Annotated in this window: 14 protein-coding genes and 1 tRNA gene; 6 read left to right on the plus strand and 9 right to left on the minus strand. The window is 60.2% G+C overall.

Translation table 11 applies throughout. The features are described 5' to 3' along the window. Window positions 1-4: 4 nt before the first annotated feature. From nusA to GZ092_RS06480, 6 genes are all read right to left on the minus strand, one after another. Window positions 5-1525 carry a transcription termination factor NusA gene (gene nusA / locus GZ092_RS06455; RefSeq protein WP_293635478.1) on the minus strand — a complete coding sequence of 507 codons (1521 nt, stop codon included), beginning with the start codon at window positions 1523-1525 and terminating at the stop codon, window positions 5-7. A gap of 22 nt (window positions 1526-1547) precedes the next feature. Next, the gene (rimP, locus tag GZ092_RS06460) at window positions 1548-2156 is read right to left on the minus strand and encodes a ribosome maturation factor RimP (protein ID WP_293635479.1); all 609 of its coding nucleotides are present in this window, start codon (window positions 2154-2156) and stop codon (window positions 1548-1550) included. A 203-nt stretch (window positions 2157-2359) separates the two neighbouring features. After that, entirely contained in the window at window positions 2360-3964 is a 1605-nt protein-coding gene (locus GZ092_RS06465) for a dipeptide ABC transporter ATP-binding protein (RefSeq protein ID WP_293635480.1), read from the minus strand. Further along, window positions 3961-4998 (minus strand): ABC transporter permease, encoded by a 1038-nt coding sequence (locus GZ092_RS06470; RefSeq protein WP_293635625.1) that lies wholly within the window; start codon window positions 4996-4998, stop codon window positions 3961-3963. Before GZ092_RS06470 ends, GZ092_RS06465 begins: the two co-directional genes overlap by 4 nt. 124 nt (window positions 4999-5122) lie before the next feature. Next, window positions 5123-6157, minus strand: a complete 1035-nt coding sequence (gene yejB / locus GZ092_RS06475) for a microcin C ABC transporter permease YejB (protein WP_293635481.1) — start codon at window positions 6155-6157, stop codon at window positions 5123-5125. A gap of 15 nt (window positions 6158-6172) precedes the next feature. Beyond that, a complete protein-coding gene (locus GZ092_RS06480; protein WP_293635482.1) occupies window positions 6173-7999 on the minus strand; it encodes an extracellular solute-binding protein in 1827 nt (608 codons plus the stop codon). Window positions 8000-8112: 113 nt separating this feature from the next. Between GZ092_RS06480 and fabI the strand changes: the two genes are divergently transcribed. Beyond that, window positions 8113-8910, plus strand: coding sequence for an enoyl-ACP reductase FabI (fabI, locus tag GZ092_RS06485; protein ID WP_293635483.1), 798 nt, complete (start codon window positions 8113-8115; stop codon window positions 8908-8910). Between the two features lie 84 nt (window positions 8911-8994). Beyond that, window positions 8995-9861 carry a DNA ligase gene (locus GZ092_RS06490; protein WP_293635484.1) on the plus strand — a complete coding sequence of 289 codons (867 nt, stop codon included), beginning with the start codon at window positions 8995-8997 and terminating at the stop codon, window positions 9859-9861. A 149-nt stretch (window positions 9862-10010) separates the two neighbouring features. Here GZ092_RS06490 and GZ092_RS06495 read toward each other — a convergent pair whose 3' ends face one another. Beyond that, window positions 10011-12299 carry an arginine/lysine/ornithine decarboxylase gene (locus GZ092_RS06495; RefSeq protein WP_293635486.1) on the minus strand — a complete coding sequence of 763 codons (2289 nt, stop codon included), beginning with the start codon at window positions 12297-12299 and terminating at the stop codon, window positions 10011-10013. Window positions 12300-12611: 312 nt separating this feature from the next. Between GZ092_RS06495 and GZ092_RS06500 the strand changes: the two genes are divergently transcribed. From GZ092_RS06500 to GZ092_RS06515, 4 genes are all read left to right on the plus strand, one after another. Then, entirely contained in the window at window positions 12612-13040 is a 429-nt protein-coding gene (locus GZ092_RS06500) for an NfeD family protein (protein ID WP_293635488.1), read from the plus strand. A gap of 70 nt (window positions 13041-13110) precedes the next feature. Then, window positions 13111-14022: a stomatin-like protein gene (locus tag GZ092_RS06505; protein WP_293635490.1), complete on the plus strand. Its 912-nt coding sequence runs from the start codon at window positions 13111-13113 to the stop codon at window positions 14020-14022. 37 nt (window positions 14023-14059) lie between these two features. Then, window positions 14060-14434 carry a DUF2237 domain-containing protein gene (locus GZ092_RS06510; RefSeq protein WP_293635492.1) on the plus strand — a complete coding sequence of 125 codons (375 nt, stop codon included), beginning with the start codon at window positions 14060-14062 and terminating at the stop codon, window positions 14432-14434. A 65-nt stretch (window positions 14435-14499) separates the two neighbouring features. After that, window positions 14500-14589, plus strand: a tRNA-Ser gene (locus GZ092_RS06515). Between the two features lie 166 nt (window positions 14590-14755). On the opposite strand, the gene GZ092_RS06520 is transcribed toward GZ092_RS06515, so the two are convergent. Both GZ092_RS06520 and GZ092_RS06525 read right to left on the minus strand, forming a co-directional pair. Further along, window positions 14756-15805: a putative sulfate exporter family transporter gene (locus tag GZ092_RS06520; protein ID WP_293635494.1), complete on the minus strand. Its 1050-nt coding sequence runs from the start codon at window positions 15803-15805 to the stop codon at window positions 14756-14758. Continuing rightward, the gene (locus GZ092_RS06525) at window positions 15802-16794 is read right to left on the minus strand and encodes a bifunctional enoyl-CoA hydratase/phosphate acetyltransferase (protein WP_293635495.1); all 993 of its coding nucleotides are present in this window, start codon (window positions 16792-16794) and stop codon (window positions 15802-15804) included. The genes GZ092_RS06520 and GZ092_RS06525 overlap by 4 nt, the downstream gene beginning before the upstream one ends. Window positions 16795-16825: the final 31 nt, after the last annotated feature.

Genomic DNA, 16825 nt, shown 5'->3' on the forward strand with positions numbered 1-16825 from the left:
ATGATCATTGCTCTTGGGCTGCTGCGGGTGCAGCAGCGTCGCCAGCGTCATCGGTAAACCAATGGGCGCGTGCAGTCATGATCAGGGCTTTGGCCTCGTCCGCAGACTGGCCGGTTATATCGGTAAGCTCATCCACGGCCAGATCGGCCAGGTCGTCACGGGTGGCAACACCCGCTTCGGTCAATTTGGCAATCAGCTCGGGCGTCAAGCCTTCGACGTCCCGCAGATTTTGCGAAACACCGCCGGCATTTTCTTCCTGGGCGATTTCCATCGTCAGGAGAGCGTCTTTGGCGCGTGTGCGCAGTTCGTTGACGGTGTCTTCGTCGAACGACTCAATTTCCAGCATTTCCTGAAGGGGCACATAGGCCACCTCTTCCAGGCTGGTGAAGCCTTCGGAAATCAGGATGTCGGCGATTTCCTCGTCCACGTCGAGCTTGGCCATGAACAGCTTGCGGCTGCTGTCGGTTTCGCTGGCCTGCTTCTGGGCCGACTCGTTGGCATCCATGATGTTGATCTTCCAGCCGGTCAGGTCGGACGCAAGGCGCACGTTCTGGCCACCACGTCCAATCGCGATGGCCAGGTTTTCCTCATCCACCACCACGTCCATGGCATGGCGCTCTTCATCGACCACGATCGACGACACGTTGGCCGGTGCCAGCGCGCCAATCACGAACTGGGCCGGGTCTTCGCTCCACAGCACGATATCGACACGCTCGCCCGCCAGTTCGTTGGTCACGCCGTTGACACGGGTGCCGCGTACACCGACACAGGTGCCGATCGGGTCGACGCGCTTGTCATGCGACAGCACGGCGATCTTGGCGCGGGAGCCTGGGTCACGGGCGCAGGTCTTTATTTCGAGCAGGCCCTGTTCTATTTCGGGCACTTCCTGTCGGAACAGCTCCATCATGTATTCGGGCGAGGTCCGCGACAGGATGATGGGCGCGCCACGCAGTGTGGTGTCGACTTCCATGATCATGGCGCGCACACGGTCGCCGGTGCGCAGGTTTTCCTTCGGAATCATGTCGCTGCGGCGCAAGCGGCCTTCAACCCGGCCGGACTCGACGATCAGGTCGCCCTTGTCCATGCGCTTGACGGTGCCGACAAAAATCTTGTCGCCGCGCGACATGAAGTCTGTGAGCAGCATTTCGCGCTCGGCATCGCGGATTTTCTGCAAGATGACCTGCTTGGCCGCCTGCGCACCGATGCGGCCGATGGGCAGGCTTTCGACCGGCTTTTCAATGTAGTCGCCCTCTTCGATGTCGGCAATCTCGTCGCGCGCATCGGTCACCAATTCTTCGGCTTCCGGATTTTGCAGGCCGGCCTCGTCAGCCACGACCAGCCAGCGGCGGAAGGTTTCATACTTGCCGCTGTCGCGGTCCACCGCCACACGGATGTCCACGCCGTCCGCATACACCTTCTTGGTCGCTGATGCGAGCGCAAGCTCGACAGCGCCGAATACCACGTCGCGCTCAACGTTTTTTTCACGCGAGATGGCATCAACCAGCATCAACAGTTCGCGATTCATTTCACAAGCCTGCCTTTCTAAATTATGTTTCTATGGATGTATCGGCAACAGGTTTGGGTCTGCGGCCCTTGAAATCAACCACGGGCGCCAAACGCGCCTGTTGAATTTCATCCAGCGTGAACCCCAGCGCCTGAAGTGGCGCGGGAATTCGTTTCTTGCTAACCTTCTGCCCAGGCTTGACAGCAGGCTCATCGCTCCAGACGATTTGCCATCCCGGCTGATCGCCGACAGGCTCGGCCCGCTCCAGCGTTCCGCGGAATTTCTTGCGGCTGGCCGAAACGGTAGAACCCGCACTCGCAGCCACGCCAATCGGCGCCTTCAGGGTGATGTCAATCAACTCACCCGCAAAGCGGTCAAAATCTTTTTCATTACGCAGCGGCCGGTCGATGCCGGGGGAACTGACTTCCAGGCGCGAATATTCGGCACCTTCGACTTCGAGCACGAACTGCAACTGGCGCGTCACCTTCTCGCAGTCTTCAGCATTGATGAACTGCACGGCGTCTGGCGGCGTTCCGGCAAGATAAGGCATGTCGATCGTGACACGCAGCAAGCCGCCACCGGTTCGCTCGATCTCGACCAACTCGTATCCCAGCCCCGTTACCGTTTGCTCAATCGTCTCTTGCAAAGCCATTCAGTCTTTCGTTCCTTTTAGCGATTCGCCAGGCATTCGTTTGCACAGTGCAAAAACAAACGCCCAAAAAAAATGGGCGGTAAAAACCCGCCCATTTGGTCGTGTGAAGCGCGTATTCTAGCGTAAAGGCCACCGTGACGCAACCATTTTTGTGCCGATCTGGCCTTCAAGCACCAGAATATTTCACCTGTCCGGGCAAGGACTCAATCCTGCGCCACCAGGATTTTCGTGTACGGATGCTGCGGCCTGTCCAGCACCGACTCGACAAGGCCCGATTCGACGATTTCTCCATCTTTCATTACCATCACCTCGTGGGCCATGGCACGAATCACGTCGATGTCGTGCGTGATGAGCAGGTAGCTCAGGCCACGCTCCCGCTGCAGCCGCTGCAGCAGCCCCAGCACCTGCTTTTGAATCGTCACATCAAGCGCACTCGTCGGTTCATCCAGCACCAGCAGGCCGGGATTGACGATCAGCACGCGGGCAATCGCCAGCCGCTGGCGCTGGCCGCCCGAGAATTCATGCGGGTAGCGCCGCAGCAGACCCGGAAACTGCGCTTCGCCCATGCCCACATCGGCCAGTGCCTGCTCGACGCGAACACGTCTTTCGCCCTGGGTGAGCAAAGGCTCATGCACCAGCAGGCCTTCTTCCACGATGGCTTCCACCGTCATGCGGGGCGAAAGCGAGGAAAACGGGTCCTGGAACACCACCTGGACCACCTTGCGAATCGCCTTGTTGGCAGCGGCTTGCCGGCTCCATGACTGCCCGGCCGCCTGCAATAGTCCAGAAAACTTGAGCAGCCCCAGGCTGGCCAGTGCAAGAGTGGACTTGCCGGAGCCTGACTCGCCCACGATGCCGAGCGTCCTGCCCGCAGGAATGCTGAAGCTGGCATCCTTGACGGCGACAAACTCGCCGCTCTTGAACCAGCCCCTAAACCCCGGTACAGCCACCGGATAAGCGACGCGCAAATGACTGGCCAGCATGACCGGCGAAGAGTCCGCGCCAGCAACGCCGGCCTTCACCACATCGCGCACCGGCTTGCTGTCGATCAGTTTGCGGGTATAGGGATGCTGCGGATCGGCTAACACCTGGCTGACTGTGCCCTGCTCCACGATATGGCCGTTTTCCATGACAGCCACCCGGTCCGCGAAGCGGCGCACCAGGTTGAGGTCATGCGTGATCAGGAGCACCGCCATGCCATTTCGCCGCTGCAGATCACTCAGCAGGTCCAGTATCTGACCGCGCAACGTGACATCCAGCGCCGTGGTCGGCTCGTCGGCCAGCAACAGGCGGGGCTTGCAGGCCAGCGCCATGGCGATCATGGCGCGCTGGCGCTGGCCACCCGAGAGCTGGTGTGGAAAGGAATTGGCCCGCCGCCCAGGCTCGGCAATACCGGTGCTTGCTAGTAATTCGATAGCTGCTTGCGCAGACGCCGCATGCGCAAACCCCTCTTTTAGCTGTAAAACTTCAGCAATCTGGTCGCCCACGGTGAAGAGCGGGTTCAGCGCCGTCATCGGCTCCTGGAAAATCATGGCAATGTCACGGCCGCGAATGCCGCGCAAGGCGCTTTCCGGCAAGGCCAGCAGATCCTTCTTGCCGCCCGGTGTTTCAAAAATGGCCTGGCCGCTGATCGCCGCATCCTGGACCAGCCGCAGCAGGCTCAGCGCCGTCACGGTCTTGCCCGAGCCCGACTCGCCCACCAGCGCCAGCTTTTCGCCGGATGCGATGGAAAAGTCGATGCCGCGCACGACCTCCTTGCCGGCGAACGACACGCGCAGCGCCTTGACTTCCAGCAGCGGCAAGGTCATCGGTCCACCTTTCGAGGGTCCAAGGCATCCCGCAATGCGTCGCCCATGAAGGTCAGCAACAGCAGGGTGATGACCAGCACCGCAAAGGTAGACAGCGAAATCCACCAGGCGTCGATATTGGCCTTGCCCTGGCTCAGCAACTCGCCCAGCGACGGGGTTCCGGGCGGCACGCCCAGCCCCAGGAAATCCAGCGAGGTCAGCGCCAGGATCGCCGCGCTCATGCGAAACGGCAAAAAAGTGACAACCGGCGTCAGGCTGTTGGGCAAAATGTGCCGCCACATGATCTGCAAATTGCTCACGCCCAGCGCTTTGGCCGCCCGCACGTAGTCCATCTGGCGGTTTCGCAAAAACTCGGCACGCACATAGTCCGACAGCCCCATCCAGCCAAACAGGCTGAGCAGCACCAGCAGCAACCCCACGCTGGGTGCAAAAATGGCGCTGAAAATGATCAACAGGTAAAGCTCGGGCATCGAGCCCCATATTTCCATGAAGCGCTGGCCGACCAGATCGGTCTTGCCGCCGGCATAGCCTTGAATCGCACCGGCCACCACGCCCATCACCACGCCGATGAACGTCAATGCCAGGCCGAACAGCACGCTCAGGCGAAAGCCATAGATCAGCTGCGCCAGAAGGTCGCGCCCCCGGTCGTCAGTGCCGAAGAGGTTGTCACGCGACGGCGCTGAAGGGTTCGGCTCCTTGGCGAAATAGTTGATGGTGCGAGGCCCGTACGGATTGGGTGGGTAGATGGCCCAGTTGCCGCCCTGTGTCAGCTTGCCCTTGATGAAGGGGTCGAGGTAATCTGCCGGCGTGTCAAAGTCGCCCTCGAAGGTTTTTTCCGAATAGTCCTTGACGAGCGGAAAGTACAGCGTGCCCTGGTAGCGCACCAGCAGCGGCTTGTCGTTCGACAACACTTCGGCGAACAGGCTGAACACCACCAGCAGGCAAAACAGCAGCAGGCTCCAGTAGCCCAGCCGGTTGCGCCTGAAGCGCTGCCAGGCGCGGCGCGACGGTGAAATCGCCCCCACGCTCCCCACTTCGTGTGGTTCGCTGCCCCCCGAGGGGGCCGTTGCGCCTGCAGTCCGGCAAAGCCGGTCCTGCGGCCCTGGCTGGGCTGGAGCGGGAACCGCTACGGCGCCGGAGCGAGACATGCTGGCCATATCAGTCGAATTTGACACGAGGGTCCACCCATACATAGCAAAGGTCGCTGATCAGTTTGGTCACCAGGCCAATCAGCGTGAACAAATACAGCGTGCCCAGCACCACCGGGTAGTCGCGTCGGATCACGCTTTCGTAGCTGAGCAGGCCCAGGCCGTCGAGGGAAAACAGGGTTTCGATCAACAGCGAACCGGTGAAAAAGGCCCCGATGAACGCGGCTGGAAAGCCGGTGATGATGGGGATCAGCGCATTGCGGAACACATGCTTCCACAGCACCTGGCGCTCGCTCAAGCCCTTGGCGCGGGCGGTCAGCACATACTGCTTGCGGATTTCCTCCAGAAACGAGTTCTTGGTCAGCACCGCCGTCACGGCAAAGCTGCCGAGCACCATGGCGGTAATCGGCAAGGTGATGTGCCAGAGGTAATCGGTGATGCGCGCCCACCAGCCAAGGGTCTCCCAATTGGCCGAGGTCAACCCGCGCAGGGGGAACCACTGCAGCTGTCCGCCAAACACCACCAGCAGCGCCACGCCCAGCACGAAACCCGGAATTGCATAGCCGACCAGCACCACCAGCGTGGTCAGGAAGTCGAAGCGGCTGCCCGCCCTGACCGCCTTGGCCACGCCCAGCGGCACGGCAATCAGGTAACTCAGAAAAAAAGTCCACAGCCCCAGACTGACCGACACCGGCAGCTTTTCCTTGACCAGTTGCCAGACATCCTTGTGCTGGTAAAAGCTGTTGCCCAGGTCAAACCGTGCGAAGCGACCCAGCATCTGGACAAAGCGCTCAAGCACCGGCTTGTCAAAGCCGTACAGCGCCTTGATCTCCTCGATGCGCTCGGCATCCACGCCCTGCCGGCCCCGGTACCCAGCCCCGCTGCTGGCAGCCCGCTCGCCCCCCGAATCACGACCCTGAAGCTGCGCCACCATCTGCTCGACCGGCCCGCCCGGCACGAACTGCACCATGGCAAAGGTCAGCAGCAGCACGCCGAACAAGGTCGGGATCATCAGTAGCAGGCGCTTGAGGATATAGCTGGCCATGGAGGGTGCGGCTTCCTACTTGTTGGACGGGGATGCCCACCAGGCGCTCATGGCCCAGGTGTCGGGCTGGTAATACGGCGGAACCGTGTCAGGCAACAAGAAGCGCCGTGGCCGGTAGCCAATCAGGAAGGCATCACCGTAGTATTGCGGAACCGAGTAGTAGCCATGCGTCAGCACGCGGTCCAGCGCGCGCATTGACGCACCCAGCTCAGGACGCGTCCTGGCGGTCACGACCTTTTGCAGCAGCGCATCGACCGCCGGATCGGCAATGCCCCAGACATTGGAAGAACCCGGTGTGCTGGCAGCCTTCGAGCCAAACAATTCGAGCAGCTCGCCGCCCGGCGCGGTGCTGCCCGGCAGTCGCAACGTGGTGATTTCGAAATCAAAGGAATCCATCTTCTGCTTGCCCAGCGAAAAATCGACGATGCGGTAGGTCATGGTGATGCCGAGCTTTTCCAGCGCCTTCTGGAACGGCCCGACGATGCGGACCAGCGAAGGCTGGTCGTTCAAAAACTCCATGGTGAAAGCCTCGCCCTTGCTATTCCTCAGCGCGCCGTCACGGTAGGTCCAGCCCGCCTCGCGCAGCAAGGCCTGGGCCTGGCGGAGGTTTTCTCGCAGGCTGCCGGGCGGCGTGGTCGTCGGCGAAACAGGAACCTGGCCGAACACTTCTGGCTTGAGCTTGGCGCGCAAAGGCTCCAGCAAGGCCAGTTCATCAGGTTTGGGCAGGCCTTCGGCATGAAACTCGCTGTTGGGAAAGTAACCGTTGACGCGCTTGTAGAGGCCGTAGAACAGTTGCCGGTTCATCCACTCGAAATCCATCGCCAGGCCGATGGCGCGCCGCACCCGCGCATCCTGGAACTTGGGGTTTCGCAGGTTGAACACATAGCCCTGGAAATCGCCGGGGTTGCGGTTTTCAAAGGCGCGCTTGACCAGTTCGCCTGACGTGAAAGCCTTGCCGGTGTACTGGCGCGCCCAGTTGCGCGAGATGAATTCGCGCAGGAAATCGAATTCCCCGGCCTTAAGCCCCTCGAAACGCGAGGTTTCGTCCAGGTAGATCTTGAAGATGATGCGGTCGAAGTTGAACTGACCCTTGCGGCTTGGCAAGTCAACACCCCAGTAGGCCGGGTCGCGCACGTAGGTAATGTCGCGGCCCATGGCCGGGTTGGCCACCTTGTACGGCCCAGAGCCGATGGGAATGTCGGACACGATCTTGTCAAAGGGCCTGGCCTGGCCATCGACCTTGCCCCAGTTGCGGCTGAATACCGGCATGCCGCCCACCACCAGCGGCAGTTCGGGATTGGGCGTCAGGAAGTCGAAACGTACCACTAGCTCGGAAACCACGGTGACGCCCCTGACTTCCGCATAAATCGTGCGGTACTGCGGCGCGGCCAGCTTGCTGGTGAGCTGGGTGAATGAATGCAGCACATCGGCCGCCAGCACAGGCGAGCCGTTGTGAAAGCGCGCCTTGCCATTCAGGTGGAACGTCACCGAGAGTTTGTCAGGCGCGACCGCCACATCGTCGGCCAGCAGTCCGTAGGCCGTGGTCGGTTCTTCCGAATTTCCCGTAAGCAGGCTTTCAATCAGCAAGATCCCCAGCCCGTAAGGCGCCGTGCCGCGCAGCGTGAAGGGATTGAACTTGTCAAAGTTGGTCGGCCGGGTCGGCGGCACCATGCGGATTTCGCCACCCTTGGGCGCAGCCGGATTCACATAATCGAAATGCGTGAAACCCGCCGGGTACTTGATGTCGCCAAACTGCGCGTAGGCATGGGCGGCCCGGCTTTGCGGGGCAAGGCCTGCCGCGCAGACCAGAACCAAGGCCCGTAAAAAAATCAAATCCCGCATGCGACAATTCTGCACTACTTAATTCGGCCAATTTTTTACAGCCTGCGCAACCGCCAAACGTCAGGCTTGCGCAATACTGTGGCCGAATCACACGAACACACAGGAGCATAAAAATGGGTTTTCTCGCCGGCAAAAAACTGTTGATCACGGGCGTGCTGTCCACCCGGTCCATCGCCTATGGCATTGCCAAGGCCTGCCACGCACAGGGCGCCGAGCTGGCTTTCAGCTACGTGGGCGAGCGTTTCAAGGACCGTATCACCGAGTTCGCTGCCGATTTTGACTCCACCCTGATCTTTGACTGCGATGTCGGCTCCGACGAGCAGATCGACAAGCTGTTTGTCGACCTGTCCAAGACCTGGCCAACCTTCGACGGCTTTGTCCACAGCATCGGCTACGCGCCGCGCGAAGCGATTGCCGGCGATTTTCTCGACGGCTTCTCGCGCGAAAACTTCCGCATTGCCCACGACATCAGCGCCTACAGCTTTCCGGCCATGGCCAAGGCCGCCCTGCCCTACCTGAACCCGAAATCGGCCGTGCTGACGCTGACTTACCTCGGCGCGGACCGCATCATTCCGCACTACAACACCATGGGTCTGGCCAAGGCCAGCCTGGAAGCGTCGGTGCGCTACCTGGCCGAATCGCTCGGCCCCAAGGGCATGCGCGCCAACGGCCTGAGCGCAGGGCCCATCAAGACACTGGCGGCCAGCGGCATCAAGGATTTCGGCAAGCTGCTGGGCATGGTGGCTGCGGCCTCGCCCATGCGCCGCAATGTCACGATCGAGGATGTGGGCAATGTGGCTGCTTTCCTGCTCAGCGATCTGGCGAGCGGCGTGACGGCGGAGATCACTTATGTCGATTGCGGCTTCAGCGCAACGGCTGGCGCCAGCCGGGACAGCGAGTCGGTCACCTGATCTTCAGATAAAAAAGCCGGTTTCCGCACTCCACCGTTACATATTCAGCTATATTTTTTATAGCAATTAGCCAAAAGGCGCACGATGCGGCGACGCTTTCTCCTGTCCCTGGTCAGCCTGACCCTTGCAGTTTCGCTGCTGCCTGCTGCCGCTGCTCGGGCCGAACCAGCCCCGTCATTGATGCTGGCCAATGTGTACCGCGACGGTGTGGTGCTGGCCGACTACTGGGTGAGTGAAAAGTACGATGGCGTTCGCGGCTACTGGGACGGCCAGCAACTCTGGACACGCGGCGGCGAGCGCGTTGCCGCACCTGGCTGGTTCACCGCAGGCTGGCCCACGGTGGCGATGGACGGCGAACTCTGGGCCGGGCACGGGCAGTTTGGCAAGGCGGTGTCCACCGTGCGCCAGCAAACGCCCCAGGATGCCGCGTGGCGCGCCATGCGTTTCATGGTGTTTGATTTGCCCGCAGAAGGCGGCCCGTTCACCGAGCGGATTCCTTTGATCAATGGCGTCGTCAGCCGCATTGACAAGCCCTGGGTTCAGGCCGTGGCGCAGTTCAAGGTGGCGACCCCTCAGGCGTTGCGCACGCTGCTGGCCAGGACCGTCAAGAACGGCGGCGAGGGCCTGATGCTGCACCGTGGCGCGTCACTGTACAAAGGTGTTCGCAGCGAAGACTTGCTCAAGTTCAAGCCTTACGAGGATACCGAAGCACGCGTCGTGGCGCACATTGCCGGCCAGGGCAAATACACCGGCAAGCTGGGCGCTCTGCTGGTCGAAATGCCGGCGGCCGACGGCCAGCCCGCGCAGCGCTTCAAGCTGGGCACGGGCTTTAGCGATGCACAAAGGCAAAACCCGCCCCCCATCGGCGTGCGCGTGACCTATCGTTTCCGGGGAATAAACGACAGCGGCATCCCGCGCTTTGCCAGCTTCATGCGGGTGCGCGAAGACTGAAGCAAAACCCGTTAAATGACCGCCATGGTATTGAGGGAAATCAGAATTTTTGCTACTGAATCAATAGCTAATTTTGCAGATCCAGCCTGTGTAAATGGCTTTTTTCATACAAAAATTCGTTACCTGCATGGCGCGGCCGCCGCCCCAGCCTATTTCTTCACGCAGTCGGCGTAATAGCGCATCTTGCCCTTGGCATCTTCCTGCGCCACCAAGCCGTGGATGTCGGTTTCAAAACCGGGGCACTGGGCATTGAACTCTCGCGAAAACTTGAGGTAGTCGACGATCTTCTTGTTGAACACCTCTCCCGGAATCAGCAGCGGAATGCCTGGCGGGTAAGGCGTGACCAGCCCGACGGTGATGCGGCCTTCCAGGTAGTCGATCTCGACCCGCTCAGTGGTGCGATGGGCAATGTGGGCATAGGCATCGCTAGGCTTCATGGCCGGCGCCAGGTCACTCAGGTACACGTCCGTTGTCAGGCGGGCAATGTCGTACTTGGCATACAGGGTATGGATATGCTGGCACAGGTCGGCCAGCCCCATGCGCTCGTATTTGGGAAACTTCTGGCAGAACTCGGGCAGGATGCGCCACATCGGCTGGTTCTTGTCGTAGTCGTCCTTGAACTGCTGCAAGGCGGTCAGCAGCGTATTCCAGCGGCCTTTTGTGATGCCGATGGTGAACAGGATGAAAAAGCTGTACAGCCCCGTCTTTTCGACGATCACGCCGTGCTCTGCCAGGAACTTGGTGACGATGCTGGCCGGTATCCCGGTTTTGGAGAACTTGCCGTTCAGGTCCAGCCCAGGCGTGACGATGGTCGACTTGATCGGGTCGAGCATGTTGAAGCCGGTAGCCATCTGGCCAAAGCCGTGCCAGTTGTTGGCGCCATTCTTGGCGGTCTTGGCGGTGCGTGACTCGCCCTTGATGATCCAGTCTTTCGCCTCGCCGATGCCTTCTTCCACCAGCTTGTCCGGACCCCAGACCTTGAACCACCAGTCGGTTTCATATTCTTCGGCGATCTTGCGCATTGCGCGCCGAAAATCCAGCGCTTCGGCAATGCTTTCCTCGACCAGCGCGGTGCCGCCCGGCGGCTCCATCATGGCGGCGGCCACGTCGCAGCTTGCAATGATGCTGTACTGCGGCGATGTCGAGGTGTGCATCAGGTAGGCCTCGTTGAAGAGATGCCTGTCGAGCTTGACGTTTTGCGAGTCCTGCACCAGCACATGGCTGGCCTGGCTGATACCGGCCAGCAGTTTGTGGATTGACTGCGTGGCGTAGACCACAGCGTTTTTCGGCCGTATGCGGTTTTTTCCCATCGAATGGTAGGTCCCATAAAACGGGTGAAACGCGGCGTGCGGCAGCCAGGCTTCGTCGAAATGCAGGTTGTCGATGTAGCCGTCGAGCATGCCCTTGATGGTCTCGGTGTTGTACAGCACACCGTCGTAGGTCGACTGCGTCAGCGTCAGCACACGCGGCTTGACGGTGGCGGCATCCACGCCCTTGAGCAAGGGATTCGCCGCAATCTTGGCGCGAATGGCTTCGGGCTCGAATTCGCTCTGAGGAATCGGGCCGATGATGCCGAAATGGTTGCGCGTCGGCTTCAGGAACACCGGGATCGAGCCGGTCATGATGATGGCGTGCAGGATGGACTTGTGGCAGTTGCGGTCCACCACCACCACATCGCCCGGCGCCACCGTGTGGTGCCAGACCATCTTGTTGGACGTCGACGTGCCATTGGTCACGAAAAAGCAGTGGTCGGCATTGAAGATGCGCGCCGCATTGCGCTCGCTGGCACCAATGGCGCCGTTGTGGTCCAGCAACTGGCCCAGTTCCTCCACCGCATTGCACACGTCAGAGCGCAGCATGTTTTCGCCGTAGAACTGGTGGTACATCTGGCCGACCGGGCTTTTCAGGAATGCCACGCCGCCGGAGTGACCAGGGCAGTGCCACGAGTACGAGCCGTCTTCGGCGTAGTCCAGCAGCGCCTTGAAAAACGGCGGCTGCACGCCTTCGAGGTAGCTCTTGGCTTCGCGGATGATGTGGCGAGCGACGAACTCGGGCGTGTCCTCGAACATGTGGATGAAGCCGTGCAGCTCGCGCAGGATGTCGTTGGGAATGTGCCGCGAGGTCTTGGTCTCGCCATAGACGTAAATCGGCACGTCAAGGTTTTTGCGGCGCACCTCGGCAATGAACTTGCGCAGGTCCAGCACGGCCGGGTCCAGGTCGGGACCGGGCGTGAATTCTTCGTCGTCAATCGACAAGATGAAGGCGCTGGCACGGCTTTGTTGCTGCGCGAACTGCGACAGGTCGCCGTAGCCAGTCACGCCCAGCACTTCAAAGCCCTCGGTTTCAATGGCCTGGGCAAGCGCACGAATGCCCAGGCCAGAGGTGTTTTCAGAACGGAAGTCCTCGTCAATGATGACAATCGGAAAGCGAAATTTCATGGCGTATGCAGGAGTTGAGGGTGCCCCGAACCTGTCGGAGGGCATGAAAATGAACGTTCAGAAGGCATAGACAGGTTGAGCCCGAACGGTTGAAAGAAAAAAAGCTAGAAGCGCCAATTAAGAGGCAAACAGATCCACGCAATTCCTTGCGCAGGTTGATGCGCAATTTTCGCTTATCTCTGCAGTCGGCTTTTTTTCCAAGGCGCAAAGACTTTTTGCAAACTGCGAAGTTTAAGGATGTATTGTGACTCTCCGGTTGCACCGCGCTGATCTGGCCCAAAATAGGGAAAATCACTGACAAAAGGAAACATCATGGGCGAAGCAGGCATCTGGTGGCTGCTGGCAGGCGCGGCCATTGCCGTGGAACTGTTGACAGGCACGTTCTATCTGCTAATGCTGGCAACCGGGTTGGTGGCCGGTGCGCTGGCGGCAATAATGGGCCTTGCACTGACGGGCCAGATGCTGGTGGCGGCAGCCATCGGAGGCGGCGCTGTTGCCGTATGGCACTGGCGGCGCAGCAAGCGTCCGGCGCCCATGCCTGCCCATTCCAATCGGGACGTTCATCTGGATATTGGCGACATGGTTCATGTGGCGCGCTGGAATGCCGACGGCACGGCCAGCGTGCATTTTCGTGGCGCCCACTGGACCGCCATTGCGGCCGATCCCGCCGAAGCATTCAACCCGGGGAACTTCCGGATCAAGGAAATGCGCGGCAACCACCTGGTCATCGAGCCGCAGTAAGGCATACCCATGGGTCAGTTCCCGGGCCACCCACGCAAGGCCCAACTCATATTAAAACAAGGAAGTTTTCATGGAAATCGCACTCGTCATTCTCATCCTGGCGGGCATCTTTATTGTCCAGAGCATCAAGGTAGTGCCGCAGCAAAACGCCTGGGTGGTGGAGCGTTTGGGCAAATACCTCGGCACCCTGACGCCAGGCCTTAACTTTCTGATTCCTTTCGTGGACCGCGTGGCCTACAAGCACAGCCTGAAGGAAATCCCGCTGGACGTGCCCAGCCAGGTCTGCATCACCCGCGACAACACCCAGTTGCAGGTCGATGGCATTTTGTATTTCCAGGTCACCGATGCCATGCGGGCAAGTTACGGCTCGTCCAACTACATCGTGGCGGTCACGCAACTGGCCCAGACCTCGCTGCGCTCGGTCATCGGCAAGCTGGAGCTGGACAAAACTTTCGAGGAGCGCAATATCATCAATGCGCAAGTCGTCGCCGCAATTGACGAGGCGGCGCTGAACTGGGGCGTGAAGGTGCTGCGCTACGAGATCAAGGACCTGACGCCACCCAAGGAAATCCTGCACGCCATGCAGTCGCAAATCACGGCGGAACGCGAAAAGCGTGCGCTGATTGCTGCGTCCGAAGGCCGCAAGCAGGAGCAGATCAACATTGCCACTGGGGAACGCGAAGCCTTCATCGCCCGCTCCGAAGGCGAAAAACAGGCCGCTATCAACAATGCGCAAGGCGAGGCATCCGCCATCCTGGCCGTGGCCGAGGCCAATGCCCGGGCCATTGAAGTCGTCGCCATGGCGATTCGCCAGCCCGGGGGCGAACTGGCGGTGCAGTTGAAGGTGGCAGAAAAAGCGGTGGCGGCGTATTCGCAGGTTGCCAGCGATGCAACAACCACGTTGATCGTTCCCAGCAACATGACTGAAGTCTCGGCGCTTATCACCTCAGCCATGAAAATGGTGCAGTCCAACAAGGCCTGAGCGCTGGGCGGTCAGTTTTTTTTAAATACGGAACTACATGAATGCAAAAAACGTTCTCGGCACCGAACTGGCGCCCTGCTCTTACGATCCGTTGACAGGTTACTTTCGCGACGGGTGCTGTAACACCGATGCCAGCGACCACGGCTCGCACCTGATCTGCGTCCGGGTGACGGCGCAATTCCTGCACTTCTCGAAGTCTGCGGGCAACGACCTGGTCACACCCTTGCCCCAACACCGTTTTTCAGGCTTGAACCCAGGGGACCGCTGGTGCCTGTGCGCCCTTCGCTGGCGGGAGGCACTTGAGGCCGGAGTGGCGCCGCCCGTGGTCCTCGAAGCCACGCATGCCAACGCGCTGCAGTTTGTGACCATGGCCCAGCTCGAAAAACACCGCTTTCAGGGAACGGTGCATTAACCTGCAATTTCCTGAACCTGGCCGGCAAAGCTGCCCAGTACGACTGCTATAATTTAGAGCTTCGCGGAAGGGTGGATGAGCGGTTTAAGTCACACGCCTGGAAAGCGTGCGTAGGGTTATACCTACCGCGGGTTCGAATCCCGCCTCTTCCGCCACGATTCAACCCCAAGTAATTGAATTACTTGGGGTTTTTTCTTGTCCAGATTTTGTTACCCACTTTTTTACACCACGTTAAACAATATCTTGAGTTGGCATGTTTTGTCTCTTCTTATGAATAGACAACATGGAGCAAAAATGGGTCAAAGACTCCGGGATATACAGCTAGCCGCGCAGATAAATGGCAGCAAGCACAAAGGCCGCCATCCACATGGTTTCCACCACCAGCAAGGTGAACGGCTTCCAGCCAGATTTGGCCAACTCCTGAAATGAAGTCTTGATGCCCAAAGCCGAAATAGCCACCACCAGACACAAGCGGGAGAGATCACCCAGTCCCTTGCCTACCTCGGCCGGCACAAAGCCAAGCGAGTTGATCCCCACCAGGAAAACGAACACCCAGAGGAACCACGGTACCAGAGGTTGCTTTTTGGCGGCGGTCAGACCGCCGGCGGCTGACTTGTCACGTTCAAGCTGCTCTCGCTCGGTCTTGAACATGGTCGACACCACCACCACCACCACTGCCAGCATGGCCACGCGGAACAGCTTGACAATCGTCGCGTAGTCACCGGTTGGATGGTCGATGGTATAGCCCGCGCCGACCACCTGCGCCACATCGTGGATGGTTCCACCCAGGAACAGACCTGCCAGTTCGGGGGGCAACTTGAGAGCAATTGCAATCAACGGGTAAAACACCATGGCCACGGTGGAGAGCACCGTCACCGTTACCACCACGGTCAGGGTGAAACGTTCGCTTTCCTTGTTGTGCGGCAGCACCGACGAGATCGCCAAGGCCGCCGAGGCGCCGCAGATCGCCACCGAACCACCGGACAGGACGCCTTGGGCGCGGTTCAGCCCCAGGCGCTTGCCCAGGAAATAACCCACCAGCAAGGTCGTAATCACCGCAACTATCACGATCGCTGCGGTAGACCAGCCTAAGCCAGCGATCTGTGTGGCGGTAATACGCGCGCCAAGCAAGCCCACCCCCAGACGCAGGACGTTTCGGGAACAGAACTCGATGCCGGGTTTGGCCTTGGGGTCCGAACTCAGGTAATGAAACGCAACGCCGAAGAACAGGGCATACAGCAGTTGCGGGCCACCATGCAGCGTGGAAACCAGCGTGGCCGCCATAGCCACCACCCCGGCCAGCAACGTACCAGGCAGCACATGCATCACGAACTTCAGGGGATTGCGCCCCCCTGATGCGGCCGTGTTCATGCGCGATCTCCACGACCTGCCAAACGGGTCGCCACCAGCACCGCAAGCGCACATGAAGTGATGCGCGCCGTGATGGAGTCAGAGCGGCTGGTGAGGATGATCGGCACCTTCATGCCCAGCACCAAACCCGCGCACTCTGCACCAGCGGTGTACACCAACTGCTTGTAGAGCATGTTGCCCGCTTCCAGATTGGGCAGCAACATGATGTCGGGCCGGCCCGCCACTTCGGACACGATGCCTTTGTTGATGGCTGACTCGGCGGAAACCGCGTTGTCGTAGGCCAGAGGACCATCGAGGATGGCGCCAGTGATCTGACCCCGATCGGCCATCTTGCACAGTGCGGCAGCGTCCAGCGTGCTTGCAACGGCGGGGTTGATGTTTTCCACGGCCGAAAGAATGGCCACACGCGGACAGGCCACGCCGATGGCGTGTGCAAAATTGATGGCGTTTTGCACGATGTCGCGCTTTTCCATCAGTCCCGGTTCAATGTTGACCACGCAGTCGGTCAGCACCAATGGGCGATCCGCACCAGGTACATCCAACACAAAGGCATGGCTGGCACGCGAGCCGCCGCGCAGGCCGGCGTCACGCGACACGGCAGCACCCAGCAATTCGTCGGTGTGCAAGCTGCCCTTCATCAAGGCGGCGGCGGCGCCTTCGCGACACAGGGTGGCGGCCTGAGCAGCAGCAACACGCGGGTTGTCTGAGGTTTCAACCATTTCGATGCCAGACAATTCCAGACCACCCTGTTGGGCGGCGGCTTCCATGCGGGCGCGAGGCCCCACCAAGATCGGAATGATGAGACCGGCGCGGGCGGCTTCGATTGCCGCACCAAGCGAAGCCGCGTCACACGGGTAAGCGATGGCCACGCGCATCGGGCCACAGGCCTTTGCTGCATCGACCAGCGACTTCAAATGGGGGTGAGCAGACTCAGATGCAGAGTGAGCAGATGTTGCGTTCAACATCGACAAAGCGACGGGATCAGCCATGAAGCCTCCAGTTCGAAAGAATACAGATACG

Origin of the sequence: Polaromonas sp., from assembly GCF_010365105.1 — a bacterium.
Classification (GTDB): Bacteria; Pseudomonadota; Gammaproteobacteria; order Burkholderiales; family Burkholderiaceae_C; genus Polaromonas.

Excerpts from the sequence above, each read along its gene's own strand:
- nusA (WP_293635478.1), bottom strand. The coding sequence starts at position 1,525 with ATGAATCGCGAACTGTTGATGCTGGTTGATGCCATCTCGCGTGAAAAA.
- rimP (WP_293635479.1), bottom strand. The coding sequence starts at position 2,156 with ATGGCTTTGCAAGAGACGATTGAGCAAACGGTAACGGGGCTGGGATAC.
- GZ092_RS06465 (WP_293635480.1), bottom strand. The coding sequence starts at position 3,964 with ATGACCTTGCCGCTGCTGGAAGTCAAGGCGCTGCGCGTGTCGTTCGCC.
- yejB (WP_293635481.1), bottom strand. The coding sequence starts at position 6,157 with ATGGCCAGCTATATCCTCAAGCGCCTGCTACTGATGATCCCGACCTTG.
- GZ092_RS06480 (WP_293635482.1), bottom strand. The coding sequence starts at position 7,999 with ATGCGGGATTTGATTTTTTTACGGGCCTTGGTTCTGGTCTGCGCGGCA.
- fabI (WP_293635483.1), top strand. The coding sequence starts at position 8,113 with ATGGGTTTTCTCGCCGGCAAAAAACTGTTGATCACGGGCGTGCTGTCC.
- GZ092_RS06490 (WP_293635484.1), top strand. The coding sequence starts at position 8,995 with ATGCGGCGACGCTTTCTCCTGTCCCTGGTCAGCCTGACCCTTGCAGTT.
- GZ092_RS06495 (WP_293635486.1), bottom strand. The coding sequence starts at position 12,299 with ATGAAATTTCGCTTTCCGATTGTCATCATTGACGAGGACTTCCGTTCT.
- GZ092_RS06500 (WP_293635488.1), top strand. The coding sequence starts at position 12,612 with ATGGGCGAAGCAGGCATCTGGTGGCTGCTGGCAGGCGCGGCCATTGCC.
- GZ092_RS06505 (WP_293635490.1), top strand. The coding sequence starts at position 13,111 with ATGGAAATCGCACTCGTCATTCTCATCCTGGCGGGCATCTTTATTGTC.
- GZ092_RS06510 (WP_293635492.1), top strand. The coding sequence starts at position 14,060 with ATGAATGCAAAAAACGTTCTCGGCACCGAACTGGCGCCCTGCTCTTAC.
- GZ092_RS06520 (WP_293635494.1), bottom strand. The coding sequence starts at position 15,805 with ATGAACACGGCCGCATCAGGGGGGCGCAATCCCCTGAAGTTCGTGATG.
- GZ092_RS06525 (WP_293635495.1), bottom strand. The coding sequence starts at position 16,794 with ATGGCTGATCCCGTCGCTTTGTCGATGTTGAACGCAACATCTGCTCAC.